General features: G+C 68.7%; 13 protein-coding genes and 2 pseudogenes. 6 read left to right on the top strand and 9 right to left on the bottom strand.

All coding sequences use genetic code 11. From position 1 onward, the window contains the following. The first annotated feature begins 55 nt into the window (after window positions 1-55). Window positions 56-2,782 (top strand): beta-L-arabinofuranosidase domain-containing protein, encoded by a 2,727-nt coding sequence (locus tag OOK34_RS27430; protein ID WP_267036530.1) that lies wholly within the window; start codon window positions 56-58, stop codon window positions 2,780-2,782. A 106-nt stretch (window positions 2,783-2,888) separates the two neighbouring features. Here OOK34_RS27430 and OOK34_RS27425 read toward each other — a convergent pair whose 3' ends face one another. Next, on the bottom strand, window positions 2,889-3,920 hold the full coding sequence (locus tag OOK34_RS27425) for a LacI family DNA-binding transcriptional regulator (RefSeq protein WP_267036529.1): 1,032 nt from the start codon (window positions 3,918-3,920) through the stop codon (window positions 2,889-2,891). Window positions 3,921-4,037: 117 nt separating this feature from the next. Between OOK34_RS27425 and OOK34_RS27420 the strand changes: the two genes are divergently transcribed. The 3 genes from OOK34_RS27420 to OOK34_RS27410 all read left to right on the top strand — a co-directional run bounded on the left by OOK34_RS27420 (window position 4,038) and on the right by OOK34_RS27410 (window position 8,093). Beyond that, complete coding sequence (locus OOK34_RS27420; protein WP_267036528.1) at window positions 4,038-5,009, top strand: glycoside hydrolase family 6 protein; 972 nt, start codon at window positions 4,038-4,040, stop codon at window positions 5,007-5,009. 45 nt (window positions 5,010-5,054) lie between these two features. Next, complete coding sequence (locus tag OOK34_RS27415; RefSeq protein ID WP_267036527.1) at window positions 5,055-6,278, top strand: glycoside hydrolase family 6 protein; 1,224 nt, start codon at window positions 5,055-5,057, stop codon at window positions 6,276-6,278. A 375-nt stretch (window positions 6,279-6,653) separates the two neighbouring features. Beyond that, a complete protein-coding gene (locus OOK34_RS27410; RefSeq protein WP_267036526.1) occupies window positions 6,654-8,093 on the top strand; it encodes an endo-1,4-beta-xylanase in 1,440 nt (479 codons plus the stop codon). An 81-nt stretch (window positions 8,094-8,174) separates the two neighbouring features. On the opposite strand, the gene OOK34_RS27405 is transcribed toward OOK34_RS27410, so the two are convergent. The 5 genes and pseudogenes from OOK34_RS27405 to OOK34_RS27385 all read right to left on the bottom strand — a co-directional run bounded on the left by OOK34_RS27405 (window position 8,175) and on the right by OOK34_RS27385 (window position 11,643). Then, window positions 8,175-8,477, bottom strand: a complete 303-nt coding sequence (locus OOK34_RS27405; protein WP_267036929.1) for a cellulose-binding domain-containing protein — start codon at window positions 8,475-8,477, stop codon at window positions 8,175-8,177. A 213-nt stretch (window positions 8,478-8,690) separates the two neighbouring features. Beyond that, window positions 8,691-9,790: pseudogene (locus OOK34_RS27400) on the bottom strand (glycoside hydrolase family 9 protein); the annotation flags it as partial. Window positions 9,791-9,803: 13 nt separating this feature from the next. Continuing rightward, window positions 9,804-10,346, bottom strand: a complete 543-nt coding sequence (locus tag OOK34_RS27395) for a cellulase N-terminal Ig-like domain-containing protein (protein ID WP_267036525.1) — start codon at window positions 10,344-10,346, stop codon at window positions 9,804-9,806. A gap of 77 nt (window positions 10,347-10,423) precedes the next feature. Beyond that, window positions 10,424-11,026, bottom strand: a pseudogene (locus OOK34_RS27390) (class II aldolase/adducin family protein); the annotation flags it as partial. A 140-nt stretch (window positions 11,027-11,166) separates the two neighbouring features. Further along, entirely contained in the window at window positions 11,167-11,643 is a 477-nt protein-coding gene (locus OOK34_RS27385) for a cupin domain-containing protein (protein WP_267036524.1), read from the bottom strand. Window positions 11,644-12,229: 586 nt separating this feature from the next. Between OOK34_RS27385 and OOK34_RS27380 the strand changes: the two genes are divergently transcribed. Beyond that, window positions 12,230-13,048, top strand: a complete 819-nt coding sequence (locus OOK34_RS27380; RefSeq protein ID WP_267036523.1) for an AIPR family protein — start codon at window positions 12,230-12,232, stop codon at window positions 13,046-13,048. Between the two features lie 32 nt (window positions 13,049-13,080). Continuing rightward, window positions 13,081-13,251, top strand: coding sequence for a hypothetical protein (locus tag OOK34_RS27375; protein ID WP_267036522.1), 171 nt, complete (start codon window positions 13,081-13,083; stop codon window positions 13,249-13,251). 752 nt (window positions 13,252-14,003) lie between these two features. Here the strand turns inward: OOK34_RS27375 and OOK34_RS27370 are convergent. The 3 genes from OOK34_RS27370 to OOK34_RS27360 all read right to left on the bottom strand — a co-directional run bounded on the left by OOK34_RS27370 (window position 14,004) and on the right by OOK34_RS27360 (window position 15,978). Further along, entirely contained in the window at window positions 14,004-14,213 is a 210-nt protein-coding gene (locus tag OOK34_RS27370) for a hypothetical protein (protein ID WP_267036521.1), read from the bottom strand. A gap of 187 nt (window positions 14,214-14,400) precedes the next feature. Then, on the bottom strand, window positions 14,401-15,258 hold the full coding sequence (locus OOK34_RS27365; protein ID WP_267036928.1) for an AfsR/SARP family transcriptional regulator: 858 nt from the start codon (window positions 15,256-15,258) through the stop codon (window positions 14,401-14,403). A gap of 114 nt (window positions 15,259-15,372) precedes the next feature. Next, a complete protein-coding gene (locus tag OOK34_RS27360) occupies window positions 15,373-15,978 on the bottom strand; it encodes a LuxR C-terminal-related transcriptional regulator (RefSeq protein ID WP_267036520.1) in 606 nt (201 codons plus the stop codon). Between the last annotated feature and the right edge of the window lie 297 nt (window positions 15,979-16,275).

Genomic DNA, 16,275 nt, shown 5'->3' with positions numbered 1-16,275 from the left:
GCCCAACAGCCCTTGTGCGCGGCGCCCTTATCTCTCACAGACCACGGAGTTCGCCATGCCGGTTCCCCCCTTAAGCCGCCGCGCCGTGATCAAGGCGACCGGCGTCGCGGCCGTGGCCGCGGCTGTCGGCCCCGTACTGAACACCGTCTCCGCCACGGCGCAGACGCCCCCGGTCAGGTCCGACGTCGGAGTGTCGACGTTCCCGTTCGACCTGGGTCAGGTCCAGCTCACCAGCAGCCGCTGGCTCGACAATCAGAACCGCACCCTGGCCTATCTCCGCTTCATCGACGTCGACCGCCTGCTGTACAACTTCCGCGCCAACCACCGGCTCTCCACCAACGCCGCGGCCCCGACCGGAGGATGGGACGACCCGGCGTTCCCCTTCCGCACCCACGTGCAGGGCCACTTCCTCACGGCATGGGCCCAGGCCTACGCCGCGGTCGGGGACACCACCTGCCGCGACAAGGCCGACCGCATGGTGGCCGAACTCGCCAAGTGCCAAGCCAACAACTCCACCGCGGGCTTCTCCGCCGGCTACCTGTCGGGCTTCCCCGAGGCCGACTTCACCAGCCTCGAAGCAGGCACGCTGAACAACGGCAACGTCCCGTACTACTGCGTCCACAAGACCATGGCCGGTCTGCTCGACGTGTGGCGCCTCATCGGCAACACGCAGGCCCGCGACGTGCTCCTCGCGCTCGCCGGCTGGGTCGACCGGCGCACCGCCGCGCTCAGCCAGAGCAAGATGCAGTCGTTGATGGGCGTCGAGTTCGGCGGCATGAACGAGGTGCTGGCCGACCTCCACCAACAGACCGGCGACGCACGCTGGCTGGCCACCGCCCAGCGGTTCGACCATGCCGCGGTCTTCGACCCCCTCGCCGCGAACCTGGACCAACTGAACGGTCTGCACGCCAACACGCAGGTGCCCAAGTGGATCGGAGCCGTCCGCGAGTACAAGGCCACCGGGACGACCCGCTACCGCGACATCGCCGCCAACGCGTGGAGGATCTGCACCACCTCGCACACGTATGCCATCGGCGGCAACAGCCAGGCGGAACACTTCCGGGCCCCGAACGCCATCTCCGGCTTCCTCGCCCCCGACACCTGCGAGCTCTGCAACTCCTACAACATGCTCAAGCTGACCCGGGAACTGTGGCAGCTGGACCCCGGCCGGGCGTCGTACTTCGACTTCTACGAGAAGGTGCTGCTCAACCACGTCATCGGCGCCCAGAACCCGGCCGACCCGCACGGGCACATCACCTACTTCACCCCCCTCAACCCGGGCGGCCGCCGCGGCAAGGGCCCGGCCTGGGGCGGCGGCACCTGGAGCACCGACTACGGCACGTTCTGGTGCTGCCAGGGAACGGGCATCGAGTCCAACACGAAGCTGATGGACTCCATCTACTTCCACGACGGCAGCACCACCCTCACCGTGAACCTGTTCCTCCCCTCCGTCCTGGACTGGACCCAGCGAGGCATCACCGTCACCCAGACCACCTCCTACCCGGCCGACGACACCACGACGCTCAAGGTCACCGGCGGCGTCGGCGGGACCTGGTCGATGCGCGTCCGCATCCCCGGATGGACTTCGGGCGCCACCGTCAGCGTCAACGGCGTCGCCCAGACCGTCACGGCCAGTCCGGGCACCTACGCCACCCTCACCCGGTCCTGGGCCTCCGGCGACACCGTCACCGTGAAGCTCCCCATGCGCGTGGCCCTCCAGGCCGCCAACGACAACCCCGCTGTCGCGGCGATCACCTACGGCCCCGCCGTCCTCGCCGGCAACTACGGGAGCACCACACTGTCCTCCCTCCCGGCCCTGGCCCCCTCCTCGATCACCCGGACCAGCAGCACCTCCCTCGCCTTCACGGCCACCGCCAACGGAACGAAGGTCGACCTCGCCCCGTTCCACGACGCCCAGGGCTTCAACTACACCGTCTACTGGCGGACCGACACCGCCGGCTTCCGTCTCGTCAACGCGGCCAGCGGACTCGTCCTCGGCATCCGGGACATGTCGACCGCCGACGGGGGCCTCGCTCTGCAGTGGACCGACACCGGCACCACCGACCACAACTGGGTCCTCATCGTCGACGGCGCCGCACTGCGCCTGCGCAACGTCAACAGCGGCAAGGTCCTCGGCGTGCAGGGCATGTCCACCGCCGACAACGCCCCGATCCTCCAGTGGGCCGACACCGGCACGGCCGACCACCGGTGGACCGTCGTGGACGCCGGCAACGGCTACCACAAGGTTCGGAACGTCCACACCGGCAAGCTGCTCGGCATCGAAGGCGGCTCCACCGCCAACGGCGCCGCAGCCGTACAGGTGCCCGACACCGGCGCCCCCGCCGGCCAGTGGCAGTTCGTCCCCGACGGCGCCAGGCGCATCCAGAACGTCGCCAGCGGGCGGGTCCTCGGTGTGCGGGACATGTCCACCGCCGACGGCGGCCTCGCCATCCAGTGGGACGACAACGGCACCGCCGACCATCTCTGGACGGCCGTAGTCGACACCGGCGGCCACCTGCGCCTGCGCAACTCCCACAGCGGCAAGGTCCTCGCCGTGGAGAACGGCGACACCGCCAACGGCGCCCGGATCGTCCAGTGGGCGGACAACGGCACCGCCGACCACCGGTGGCGCCTGCGCCACGGCGGCGGCGACACCTTCAGGATCCAGTGCGCCAACAGCAGCCGCGTCCTCGGCGTCTCCGGCGCCTCCACCGCCCAGGGAGCACATACCGTTCTCTGGGACGACAACGGCGCCAACGACCACCTGTGGCGATTCATCTGACCCGGCGCCGAGTCTCCCGATCGCCACGGGCCGATCGCGGCGACGGGAAATCGAGTGGGAGGCGCTCCCGTCAGATCGGGCCGGCCCTGCCGGAAGCGCCCGCTGATCAGGCCGACGCGGGCAGATCGGGAGCGGACTCGCGCACGGTCAGGCGGGTCGGGAGGATCAGCGGGGTGGGGCGGTATCCTTCGATGGCACTGACCAGCATCCTGGCCATCTCCTGGCCCAGCGCCCGCACCGGCTGATGGACCGTGGTCAGCGGCGGGCTGGTGTGCCGGGCGCTCGCCAGGTCGTTGAAGCCGATCACCGCGACATCCTCGGGCACCCGGAGGCCCCGTTCCCGCAAGGTGCGCAGAGCGCCGATGGCCATCGCGTCGGAGGCCGCGAACACCGCGTCGGGATCGGAGTGCGCCCGGAGCAGTCGCTCCATCGCCTCCGCGCCGCCGTCCTCGGTGAACTGCCCGGGCTCGACCCCGAGAAGCGGCAGGCCGGACAAGGTCAGCCCCTCGGTGAACCCCTGCTCCCGCGTGACTGCGGCCCTGGCGTCCATCTGTCCGGTGATCATGACGGGCCGTCGGCGGCCCGTGCGCGCGAAGTGCTCGGCGGCCAGGCGGGCACCGCCCCGGTTGTCGGCGTCCACGTACCACGTGGGCTCGCCGGTGAGCGGGAGTCCGCCGAAGACGACGGGGAGATCGACCTCCTCTCCCAGGCGTCCCAGCGGATCGTCGCCGCGCAGCGCCATCAGCATGACGCCGTCGGCCCGGCGGGAGCGCAGCAACCGCTCGAACCTCTCCCGGCCGCGCGGGGTGTTGGCCAGCAGCAGGATCAGTTCCAGTTCGGTCTGCTCCAGCGCCGCGCTGACGCCGACGATGACCTCCGCGAAGAACGGGTCCGCGAACAGCCCCGGCTCGTCGCTGGAGACCGCCAGCACCACCGCTCCGACCCGGCGGGTCGCCAGGGCCTGCGCGGACGGATTGGGCACGAAATCCAGCTCGCGCACCGCCCGTTGGACCGCCTCCCGCTTGGCGCGGCTGACATGCGGGGCGTTGTTGATCACCCGGGAGGCCGCCGTGCGCGACACGCCGGCTCGTGCGGCCACCTCGTCGAGGGTCGGCATGCGCTTGGGTGACGGCTCCATGGAAGAACTGCTCCTCGACGACCCCAATCATCCCATCAGCGCGATCCGACCCCACACCAAAACTGGAAGCGCTTCCACTTCCCCACCCCCACCCCCACCCCCACCGGAGGAAGAACCATGCGCAAGTCCGTCCGAGCCGCATCCGTCCTGCTGGCCGGTGCCCTCGCCACCGGTCTCGCCCTGATCAGTGCCGGCCCGGCGTACGCCGCGGACCCGACCACCATGACCAGCGGCTTCTACGCCGACCCCGACAACTCCGCCCTGCGGTGGACCAACGCGAACCCCGGCGACGGGCGGGCGGCGGCGATCCGGACGTCCATCGCCAACACCCCGGCAGCCCGCTGGTTCGGGAACTGGAGCGGCGATATCGGCACGGCAACCGGCGCCTACGTCGGCCGCGCGGACTCCTACGACAAGCTGCCGATCCTGGTCGCGTACAACATCCCCCACCGGGACATCTGCGCCGGTCACTCCGGCGGCGGCGCGGGGAGCCGGGCCGCGTACGACGCCTGGATCGCCGCCTTCGCCAGTGGCATCGGCAACCGCCCTGCCGTGGTCGTCCTGGAACCCGACGCGCTCGGCCACGAGAGCTGCATGACGGCTGCTCAGATCGCGGAGCGCAACGCCATGCTGAAGAACGCGATCGACCAGTTCAAGGCCAAGGCACCCAACACCTGGGTCTACCTCGACGCCGGGAACCCCGGCTGGGTCGACGCCTCGACCATGGCGCGCCAGCTCGCCGCCGCCGGTGTCGGCGGGGCACGCGGCTTCGTGCTGAACGTCTCCAACTACTTCACCACCGACCAGAACACCTCCTACGGCAACGCGGTCAACTCCGCCCTGGGCTCCTACGGCTACACCAAGCCGTTCGTCGTCGACACCAGCCGCAACGGCAACGGTTCCAACGGCCAGTGGTGCAACCCCGCAGGCCGCCGGATCGGCACTCCCAGCCAGCGCGGCGGCGGTGCCGAGATGCTGCTGTGGATCAAGGTCCCCGGCGAGTCCGACGGCAACTGCGGCGTCGGGGCCGACTCCTCGGCCGGACAGTTCCTGCCGGAGGTCGCCTACAAGATGATCTACGGCTACTGACCCCCCTTCCCTCGCCGAAGGGCGAACCCCTACCGAAGGAACCCCGTGCGCATCCCGCTGCACCGATTAGCCCTGGCAGCGAGCGCACTCACACTGCTCCTCGGCGCCGCCGCCCCGGCCTCTGCCGAGGCGAGCTCCGCGCCGGACTCCCACACGCTTGCGACGAACACCCGCTTCCACGTCGATCCCGACAGCGACGCAGCCCACCAGGCCGTCACCGACTTCCTTCACCGGGACTTCGAGGGCGCCAAGTCCATGGCGAAGCCAGCTAGTTGGCCAGAGGCTGCCTGGTTCACCGCCGGCACCCCGGAGCAGGTCGAATCCCGCGTACGCGACCTGGTGCGCCGCGCCGAGCGAACCCGGACGGTTCCCGTCCTGGTGGCCTACAACATCCCGCTGCGCGACTGCTCCCAGTATTCCTCCGGCGGTGCGCAGTCGGACGCCGAGTACCAGGCCTGGATCAGCGCCTTCGCCCGGGGGCTCGGCCGCAGCAAGGCCGTCGTCATCCTCGAACCGGACGGGCTGGCCAACCTCTCCTCCGACTGCGGTCCCGGCAGCGACCCCACCGGCGCGATCACCACAGGACGCTTCGCCGACCTCAACCACGCGATCGACGCCCTGGGGCAGCAGCCGAACAGCGTCGTCTACCTGGACGCCGGCAACAGCCACTGGCGCAGCGTCGGCGACATCGCACAACGCCTCCTCCAGGCCGGCGTCACCCGCACCCAGGGCTTCTCGCTGAACGTCTCCAACTATCTGGCCACCGGCCTGTCCACCCACTACGGCACCTGGGTCTCCCAGTGCCTGTGGTTCGCCACCAAAGGCCCGGACTGGGCCAGGGGGCACGCCGACTGGTGCGCGAGCCAGTACTACTCACCCGCAGCACCGAACGACGGGCAGCCGGGAAACTCCGTGAACGTGGACGATCCGTCCACGTGGCACTGGACCGACCGCTGGTTCCAGCAGAACGTCGGTACCCCGCCCGCGGGCAAGTACAGCGGCGACCCGCAAACCTGGTGCAACGCCCCGGGTCGCGGCGTCGGCGACCGGCCGACCGCGAACACCGGCGTCCCGCTCGTGGACGCCTACCTGTGGATCAAGACCGTCGGCCAGTCCGACGGCCAGTGCAACCGCGGCATCCCGGGCGGCACCATCGACCCGGAGTACGGCATCGTCGATCCCGCGGCCGGCGTGTGGTGGCCGGAGCAGGCCAAGTCCCTCGTCCGGAACGCCAATCCCGCACTGGGGTTCAACACGGTCGTGCGCTGACCGAGGCCGCCGTGACCAGGCGGCCATTCCCGGCGATGCCGACTGAAGGAAATGCTCGTTTACAGCTTTCCGCCAGATCCCGATTGAATGGTCCTCATCGAAATACTTTCGATGAGGACCACTCAATGAAAAGGGACCACTAAGCGCCCCCGAGAGACAGATTCTCGAAATGCTTTCGAAACTCTTGACTTGTTTCGGCGGGGTTTCCAGACTGATGGCCGAGGCGGTGTGGCCCGTCCGTGTCCGGTTCCGGGCGCCGTCCTCGGATCTCTACGCGCTCATGAGCGTCCCTTTCCCATGGACGCGGGCGTCGTTCACGCGGATTCACCATGCCGCGATCCAACCCTTCCGCGATTTCTTTCTGGAGGCTCATTCATGGGCTCACAAGCCATTCCCCCACCCACCATCCGCCGGAAGACCAGCGTCCTGTGTGCGGCCCTGGTCGTCGGCGTCCTCGGTGCGGCCGCCGCGCTGGTGGCGCCGACGTCACACGCCGCCGAGAGCACGCTCGGCAGCGCGGCGACGCAGAGCGGCCGGTACTTCGGTACCGCCATCGCCTCGGGCAGGCTGGGCGACTCGGCGTACACGACGATCGCCGGCCGCGAGTTCAACTCGGTGACGCCCGAGAACGAGATGAAGATCGACGCCACCGAACCCCAGCGTGGCCAGTTCAACTTCGCCGCGGGTGACCGCGTCTACAACTGGGCGGTGCAGAACGGCAAGCAGGTGCGCGGCCACACCCTGGCCTGGCACTCCCAGCAGCCCGGCTGGATGCAGAGCCTCAGCGGCAGCACGCTGCGCCAGGCGATGACCAACCACATCAACGGCGTGATGGCCCACTACAAGGGCAAGATCGGCCAGTGGGACGTCGTGAACGAGGCCTTCGAGGACGGCACTTCAGGAGCCCGGCGCGACTCCAACCTGCAGCGCACCGGCAACGACTGGATCGAAGTCGCCTTCCGCACCGCGCGCGCCGCCGACCCGGCCGCCAAGCTCTGCTACAACGACTACAACGTCGAGAACTGGACCTGGGCCAAAACCCAGGCCATGTACGCCATGGTCCGGGACTTCAAGCAGCGCGGCGTGCCGATCGACTGCGTCGGCTTCCAGTCGCACTTCAACAGCGACAGCCCCTACAACAGCAACTTCCGCACCACCCTGCAGAGTTTTGCAGCCCTCGGCGTCGACGTGGCCGTCACCGAACTCGACATCCAGGGTGCCTCGGCCACGACCTACGCCAACGTGACCAACGACTGCCTGGCCGTCCCGCGCTGCCTCGGCATCACCGTCTGGGGGGTGCGCGACACCGACTCCTGGCGACCGGAGCACTCGCCGCTGCTGTTCAACGGTGACGGCAGCAAGAAGGCCGCCTACTCCTCCGTCCTCAACGCGCTCAACGCCGGATCCTCTACTCCCACTCCGACCCCTTCGCCCGGTTCTGGACAGATCAAGGGCGTCGGGTCGGGCCGCTGCCTGGACGTGCCCGGTGCCAGCACCACCGACGGCACCCAGGTCAACCTGTGGGACTGCAACAACCGCACCAACCAGCAGTGGTCGCACACCGCCGCAGGCGAGCTCAGGGTCTACGGCAACAAGTGCCTGGACGCCGCCGGCACCGGCAACGGCACCAAAGTCCAGATCTACAGCTGCTGGGGTGGCGACAACCAGAAATGGCGCCTCAACTCCGACGGATCCATCGTCGGAGTCCAGTCCGGCCTCTGCCTCGACGCCGCCGGCAACAACACCGCCAACGGCACCCTGATCCAGCTCTACTCCTGCTCGAACGGCAGCAACCAGCGCTGGACCCGTACCTGACGACCTGCCATGGAGTGGAGCCGGGACGATCCTGGCTCCACTCCGTCGTCCATCGCCGGGTGGGCGTGACGTGACGATCGTTCAGGAGCAGAGTGCTCCGTTGAGCGTGTAGCGCGCCGGCACGGCGTTGGTGCCCGAGTACGTCGCCTGGAAGCCGAAGCTCACGCTGCCGCCGGGTGCCAGTGTTCCGTTCCATCCGGTGTCCCGGGCGGTGACCGTGCTGCCCGGCTGGCTCACCGTGGCGTTCCAGCCGTTGGTGATCCGCTGGTCACCTGCGAAGCTCCAGCCGATGGTCCACCCGGATACCGCCGAGGTTCCGGTGTTCTTCACCGTCACCGTCGCCGTGAAGCCGTTGCCCCAAGCGTTGTCGATCCGGTACGCCACCGCGCAGGAGGCCGCCGAAGCGTCGTCGTCCGCCTCCGTCGCCGTGAACGTCGCCGACTGCACGCCAGGACCACCGACCGCGAGCGTCGCGCTGCCCGACGACGCGTCGGGGTCCTGCGCGGCGAGGACCGAAACCTGCTGCGGCGTCGCCCAGTACGAGCCGACGTCGTCCACGTAGCACGCCGCCGGTGCGCAGCCCGCGAGCTTCTCCTTGGCCACCGGGTCCTCCAGCCCCGCGTTCGGTCCGCCCGCGAAGGATCCGGCCGGCGGGTGCGGCAGCGAGGCGTCGTTCTGGTGTGCCCAGAACCGGTGGTGCTGGTTCGCGGGGTAACGATCGCCGTAGCCGGTGACGTAGGAGAGGTCGAGTGCGTTCCGGCCGAGCAGGTAGTCCAGGGACTCCAACGCTCCTGCCCGGTACCGTTGTTGACCGGTGAGCTCGTATGCGACGGCCAGCACGATCGCGTTGTTGGTGACGGAGCTGTTGGAGCCCCACACGTACCCGGTGGCGGGGAGCGACACCGCGTAGCCCTGTCCGGCCATGGTGGACAGGTGGCCATCGGCGGCCGTGGTCAGCAGGCCGCGGAGCCGGGCCACGTCGTCGGCGGGCAGGGCCACGCCGGGGACGGTGGCGAGGGTGATCCGGCCGGGCGTCGCGGTGCCGCCCCACCAGAATCCGTCGACGGACTTGGTGTGGTGCGCAGAGGAGGCGACGGCGTCCCGGTACTGCGACTCGCCGGTGGTGGCCAGGAGTTCCACCGCCGCCCAGTAGAACTCGTCGGAGACGTCGGCGTCCTCGTACGCACGGCCGCCGGCGTTGTCGGTCGCGAGAGCAAGCACGTTCGGGTTGACCTTGGCAGCCGTCCAGGCGCGGCGGGCCGCGTCCAGGCAGCGCGCGGCGAACGCGGCGTCGTACGGCTCGCGTACACCCGGGCACACTGCGCGGCCGAGGCCGCCAGGTTCAGCGTCGCGGCGGTCGACGGCTTGTGCAACTCACGCTGTTCGGCATCGAGTTCGGGCCGGGTCGGCAGGGCAGTCCACTTGGCGTCGTGTATCTTGTGGAAGGCCATCCCGGCCATCGGCTTCTCGGCCGGGACCTGCATCCGCAGCAAGAACTCCAGCTCCCAGCGGGCCTCGTCCAGCACGTCCGGCGTCCCGTTGCCGCGCTCCGGCACCCGCAGCGTCGCGTCGCCGAGCGCCGCTTCGCTGCCCGAACGGCGGGCCCGCTCGAAGGAGTTGACCATCTCCCAGACGGAGATGCCGCCGTTGACCACGTACTTGCCTTGGTCGCCCGCGTCGTACCAGCCACCGCGCACGTCCAGTTGGTAGTTAGTCGCACACCCCGGCCTGGCAGGGGACGCCGGTGTCGCCCTTGTTCGGGGCGACGCCCAGGTGCCCGGCGGGGCGGGCGTAGGCGCTGCCGCCCGCCAGAGTCGCGTCGATCGCAATACCGCTGCGCTGCTGGTAGAAGAACGACATGCTGTCGGCGCGCAGTCCGTCGTACAGCGATGCGGAGATGTCGAAGGGGTGGCTGCTCTGGCCGTCGACGACCAGGGTGAAGCCGGTGCCGGTGCCGGTGTACGCGCCGAAGTCCACCAGGTGCGTGGACTGGCCGGACGCCTGGTCGGACCCGCGCACCGTGGTGGCACCCGAGGCGGAGGCGTCGCGCAGTTGCCAGGCGAGCGGGGCGGTCGCGGAGCCGGCCACGGTGGCCCGCTTGGGGCCGTCGGGCAGGTAGCCGAGCTGGTTGACCCGTACAGGTGTGCCGGCAGCGGCTGCCGCGGTGGCGGCAGCCGCGACCGGAACGGTCAGGGCGGTCGTGGACAGGCCGCCGACGGCCAGCGCGAGGCCGGCGCCTGACGGACACGTCAAGTCACGGTCCGGAACCGGTAGTTGACCGCCCCCTTGATCCGAGAACAGGTCGCCACCTCCCGAGCCGGTGCGCGACTTCAGACGCCCGGGGCGTGAGGAGCGTTGCCGTAAGAGGCGTCCGGTCCGTGCTTACGGGTGAAGTGCCGCTCCAGCAGGTGCTTCGGCGGTTCGGAGGCTTCCCCGAGGCGGGACCCCAGTGCCAGCGTGTGCAGCGCCATCTCCGCCACGGCCTCGCAGACGATGGCGTTCTCCAGCGCCGCCTTCGCGGTGGCGCCCCAGGTGAAGGGTCCGTGTCGTGAGACGAGCGCTCCGGGGACCTCGTCGGCCCGCCGGGGGTCGCCGTCGAGCCGGGCGACGATCACCTGTCCGGTGTTGTACTCGTAGTCCCGCGCGCACTGCTCGGCGGTGAGGTCCTCCGTCACGGGGACCGGCCCGTTGAAGGTGTCGGCGTGCGTCGTGCCGAGTACGGGGATCGGGCGGCGCGCCTGGGCGAAGGCGACGGCGTGCGTCGAGTGCGTGTGGGTGACGCCGCCGATGGAGGGGAAGGCCCGGTAGAGGCACCGATGGGTTTCGGTGTCGGTGGACGGCCTGAGGTGTCCCTCGACGACCCGCCCGTCCTCCAGTGCCACCACCAGGTCCTCCTCTGCGAGGTCGGCGTAGGAGACCCCGGACGGCTTGATTGGCGGTCAGCAGAAGGCCGTCGTATTCGCCCTGGCGGATCGTGTGCCGGAAGTCGATACGGATTCGGCATCCGCTCCATAGCAAAGCCCCAGGTCAGCGACCTGGGGCTTGTTTGTTCTCCTGGGCCCCCCGCTGGTGGTCAGGCGTGCTTGTCCGCGGGGTGGTGGGTGGGCTGGACCGACCAGGTCGGGGGTTCGTCGTTGCCCGAGTCCTCGTCGCTTTCCGCGTCGGCGAAGGTTGCGTGGATCTTGTCCGGGGCGTGGTGGACCGGGGCGTAGACGGCGTAGAGCCGCATGGGCTCGTCGCCGGTGTTGGTGACGTTGTGCCACGTGCCGGCGGGTACGAAGACCGCCCAGCCGTCCTCGACTTCCTGGTCGAAGTCGAGGCGGTCCTTCGCGCTGCCCATCTGAACGCGGCCGCGGCCCGCGTCGAGCCGGAGGAACTGGTCGGTCCCTGGGTGTGCCTCCAGGCCGATGTCCTCACCCACCGGGATCGACATGAGGGTCAGCTGGAGGTACTTCCCGGACCAGGCGACCGAGCGGTAGTTGGTGTTCTCCAGCGTCGCCTGCTCGAGGTCGAAACTCTGAGGTTCGGGCCCGATGTCCTTGATGGTCATGCTTCTCTCCCGGTCGACGGAGGTGGTACGCGTTCGGGCGCAGGTTTTGCGCCGGGCCAACCCTTCCAGACTCACCGGGGTGTTATGACCCGACGCCAGTGACACTCGAGCCGGGCTGTCACGGGCGCCAGGACGCGGGGGCAGCCGCGCCCTCGCCGCGCAGCCGGGCGAGGGCCAGGCAGGAGTCGACGGTCCGGGCGGGCAGGTCCGACGGGTACCACCGGCATACTCAAGGGGCGTGACGACTTCTTCACCTTCTTCGCGGCCGGCAAGGCTCTGCAGGACTGGGATCTCGACAACGACGAGATCCTCGACGGAATCGTCGACGGAATCGTCGACGGCGCACACGACTGCGGGATCGACGGTATCTGGGCCTTCGTGGACGGCCGCTACGTCACGGCCGACGCCCACCAGTACCTGACGACACGAGCCGGCACCATCGAACTGGTCGTACTCCAGGCCAAGACGTCTGCCGGCCACCAGGAGACCGTGTTCGAGAAGCTGCACTTCCACCTTCGAACGCACCAGGCGTTTCCTGCACGTACTGGAGAACCTGGCAGCCTCGTTCCCCCAGGTACGAGTGAGGGTGATCTACGCCAGCAAGGCTGCCGCGGGTCCGCATCCCCATGTGAAGGCCAAGGGAGACCGTCTGCGCCGGGAGCTCGCCGAGATCACGTCGGACACCGAGGCGACGATCGAGTACCTCAACGCGGCCGACCTCCGCGAACGGACTGCCCGTGGCGCGAGGGCCGTGGCTGAGCTCGTCTTCTCCGAAACCCCCATGAGCACGTCGCTCGGTGAGGGTTACGTGTGTCTGGCGCGTCTCGACGAGTACTACCGGTTCATCACTTCGGACAACAGGGCCCTCCGTCTGGAGCTCTTCGAGTCGAACGTACGGGACTACGCGGGTTCGACCGCCGTGAACAATGCCATCGGCGACACCTTGAGGTCCGGGACGGGTGAGGACTTCTGGTGGTTCAACAACGGGGTCACCGTCGTCGCCGACGAGGCACGGATCATCGGCAAGAGGATCGTCGTCAAAGACCCCCAGATCGTGAACGGGCTCCAGACCAGTCATGAGGTCTACAGCTACTTCCAGTCCGGCGGACAGCACCGCGACCGCTCGCTCCTGGTCAAGATTGTGGTCGCACCTGAAAACGGGACGGCACGCGACAGGATCATCCGCGCCACCAACAGTCAGACCCAGCTCCCCGCCGGCGCCCTTCGGGCCACCGAGCCCATCCAGAAGGACACCGAAGAGAGCCTCACGCATAGCGGCGCTTACCACTACGAGCGCCGGGCCGGCTACTACCGCAACCTGGGCTTCCCCGTCGACCAGGTCGTCTCCATGGCACGGCTGGCACGTGAATTCACGGCCTTCGCCCCACCCACCGCGACCTGCTGAACATCGACCTAGACCATCTGACACCCGAACTCATGGACCGCCTCGTGGGAGTCCTCGACCAGAGCTTCAAGGCCGCCCTGCGCAACAACAAGGCCGGCGGGGTCGACCGGATCGCCCGAAGCCCCGAATTCACCAACCGCATCCGGCAGTCCGTCATCAGCCAAAGCCGCTTCCAGCAAAGCCGCTTCCAGATCGAGCACTGATCCGCTACCGCCCTCAGCCGCCGCTCGCTTCGCCGGTCAGCACGGCCCCCGCCCGCACCATCGTCAAGAGCAACCATCAGCCCGCAGGGCGAGGGGGATCTCATCCCGGCCCGTCGGTCATGGGTAGCGCCTCGGTTCGCCGGGGCGCTCGAAGTAGAAGCCCCCCCCCCGCGACCACGCGCCGCGGCGGGACGGGCAGTCCACCCGACACCAGCGGGACAAGTAGGAACAGGTTCCTCTTCTCGCGTGCGCTCGGGCCGGTCCACAGCGCGACGATGACGGCCGCGTCGTCCGGCGCGGGAACACACCCGCGGACGTAGTACGGCCTGGCGATGGGAGTGTCTGTGTAGTGCCAGAGGGCTGCGGAAACGGCACGCTGTGCGCGGGCGAGGCAGCCCTCGGAGCAGGTCAGTTGACCCATGACGGGCATTTCTGCATCCCCCGGCAATAGGCCGTGATGACTCCGAGCACGACCCGATACCCACGCCCGCCACGCAGAGATCCGGGGTCATCGATTCAGGGCCGTTCGGTGCCCGTGCGGCCCCGGCGAGCGCGCCGGGGCAACACCGGTGGTCATACGGGGTCCGTCCCGGTGGACGCGGCGGCTGTGAACGTGTTCCACGGTTGTGAGGATGCGGTGGTCGCCGCACACCCCTGGGGTGAGTCCGCGCCCCACCCCGGCTGCGTCACGCCGCCCCCGGCCGACGGTCACTCCTGGCGATCGCCCGCGTCGACCGCCCGTCGTCGGCCGGTCACGAGAGGGGCCTGTGGTAGTCCGACCCCGTGCCGTTCCACTCCAGCTCCGCGGCCCGGTCGTGGTGGTTCACCGTGCCGGACGACGGGTGGTTCGCCACTCCGCCGACGGAGGAACCGCCAATGACGGCGGCCAGGATGAACGGCAGCGTCAGGACGGCGACCGAGAGGGACTGACGCAGCGGAACGCCGGCTTTGTATCGCTTCATTTTCTGCATCCGTTCTGGTGAGTTCTGCGCCGCGTGCCATGGGGCCCACAGCGATTGGCCATGCTGCCAGACCGTGATCAACAGGTGATCAATGTGCAGGTCGGGCAGTGAATCGGTGGCTGCTGTGCACAATGCCGCGACGGCCGCCTCCGCGACGAAAGCGACTTCCCACGGGCCGTGAACGACGTCATGGAGCGACGCTCCGGTCCGTCGTCAGGCCACCCATGATCTCCGCGTCGTCGGCCAGGATCGCCTGGTGCAGGGCATGCAACTGCCGTCCGGGGAAGATTCCCAGGTCGTCGGCGAGCAGCTGGTGCGCCTCGCGATAGGTGGCCAGCGCGGCGTGGCGTTGGCCGGACCGCCACAGGGCCATCATGAGATCCGCGCGCAGTCGTTCCTGGTGCGGATGATCAGTGACCGTGGCGAGGAGTTCGGGAATTATCTCGAAGTGCTGACCGTCCGCGAGCTGCGCCTGGAAGTACTTCATCAGCAGTCCGAGCCGGAACTGTTCCAGCCCGGCCGCCTCGGCCTGCATGACCAGAGTGTGGGTGAGGCCGCTCAGAGGCTTACCCCGCCACAGCCGGATCGCCTCGCGCAGCAGCCTTCCGGCCTCCTTGGGCGCACCGTTGTGGAGGCTTTCCTGGCCGAGCTGCCACAGTTGCCGGCACCGCACCAGGTCAACCTGATCGGACTCGGCCGTGAGCTGGTACCCGTCGCTGGTCGTGATCAGACGGACGCCGGTCGCGTAGGCGAACTGCCGGCGCAGGCGGCTCACGTACAGTTGGATGTTCTTCTTGGCGCTCGAAGGTGGCGTCTCCCCCCAGACGGCCTCGATGATGTTGTCGACCGAGACGTGCCGGTTGGCATGGAGACACAGGTAGGCGAAGAGGATCTGCGGCTTCGCTCCTCCCGGGGAAACGGTGACACCGGACACGAGGATCTCGAGCGGCCCTAAGAGATTCAGCTGAGTGGGGCCGGTCTCGACCCCCGCGTCCAGGTCGGCGTCCGAGCGGGACGCTCCGCCGCCCTGCCACGCTCTGCGCATGAGCTCCACTTCTACCCCCTTACGAGAAACAAGGACCATCCGGGGAAATAGCGACGCGTCCTGATGACGGGCCGCATGTCAGACGAGGGGCGGGGCATAGACTCATCCGGATTCCTATTTTATGAACTCATCGGCGACCCGGGGCGGCCACGAGTTGATTTGCAGTATTCCCGTCGAGTAGGCGAGCGCGATCAGCGCCACCCGATTCGGCATGCCGAACTGCCGGAGCATGCGTGAGATGTGGTAATCGACGGTCTTGGGGCTGATAAATAAACGTGAGGCCAGAAATTCTGATGTCAGTCCTGCCGCGGTTCCTTCGAGGATTTTCGCCGCCATCTCACCGATGACCGGACTCTCCCTGACGGTCTTCGGCCCGGCGGGGTCCGTGGGGTGGAAGAGCTGTATGGCCACGGCCCTGTTCGGCGAACTACCCCACAGGGCTGTCGCCGTGAGCACGGCACTGAGCGGTGTGGCAGACCGTCGCCGCAGTGCTATGCGGTGACTGAACTGGTCCCGATCTCCGACGAGCAGCTGGTTCAGGCCTCGGTCAAGAGCCTCGCGGAGGTCCGATTCTATGAGGTAGCTGAACGGCTTTCCGTACAGTTCCTCGCCCGACCCGCCGAACTGCCGGAAGAATTCCGGACTCCCGTACTGCATTTGGTGCTTGCGGTCGAGGAAAACCAAGAACTCTCTGTCCGTTGCCAGCGCGGAATGACCCATTCGTGCTCCTGTGTCTTTCGACTGCACCCTGCCGGCCCGATCGACGGCGACTCGCAAGGCAGACCTGTCGTAGGCGCCGCCAGGCATGGAGCGCTGCACGCGCCCGACCTGTTCGGTTACAGCCATACTGGCTCACGGCGATCAGCGCACGATCAGTGCGGAATCGATGAGCGCGGGAGCCGCCCGCACCCGGGAACTCTGCGGTCCCCGAGCCGCGACGACGACGGGCCGGCCGGGGTCCTCGGACCGGTGCCCGGTGTCAGCAGGGCTCCGGACGCCCGATGGCGACCGGTACGG

Origin of the sequence: Streptomyces sp. NBC_00091 (assembly GCF_026343185.1) — a bacterium.
In the GTDB taxonomy this organism is placed as follows: Bacteria; Actinomycetota; Actinomycetes; order Streptomycetales; family Streptomycetaceae; genus Streptomyces.
The sequence above is the reverse complement of the archived record's forward strand: the minus strand, read 5'-3'. Positions and strand labels throughout refer to the sequence as shown.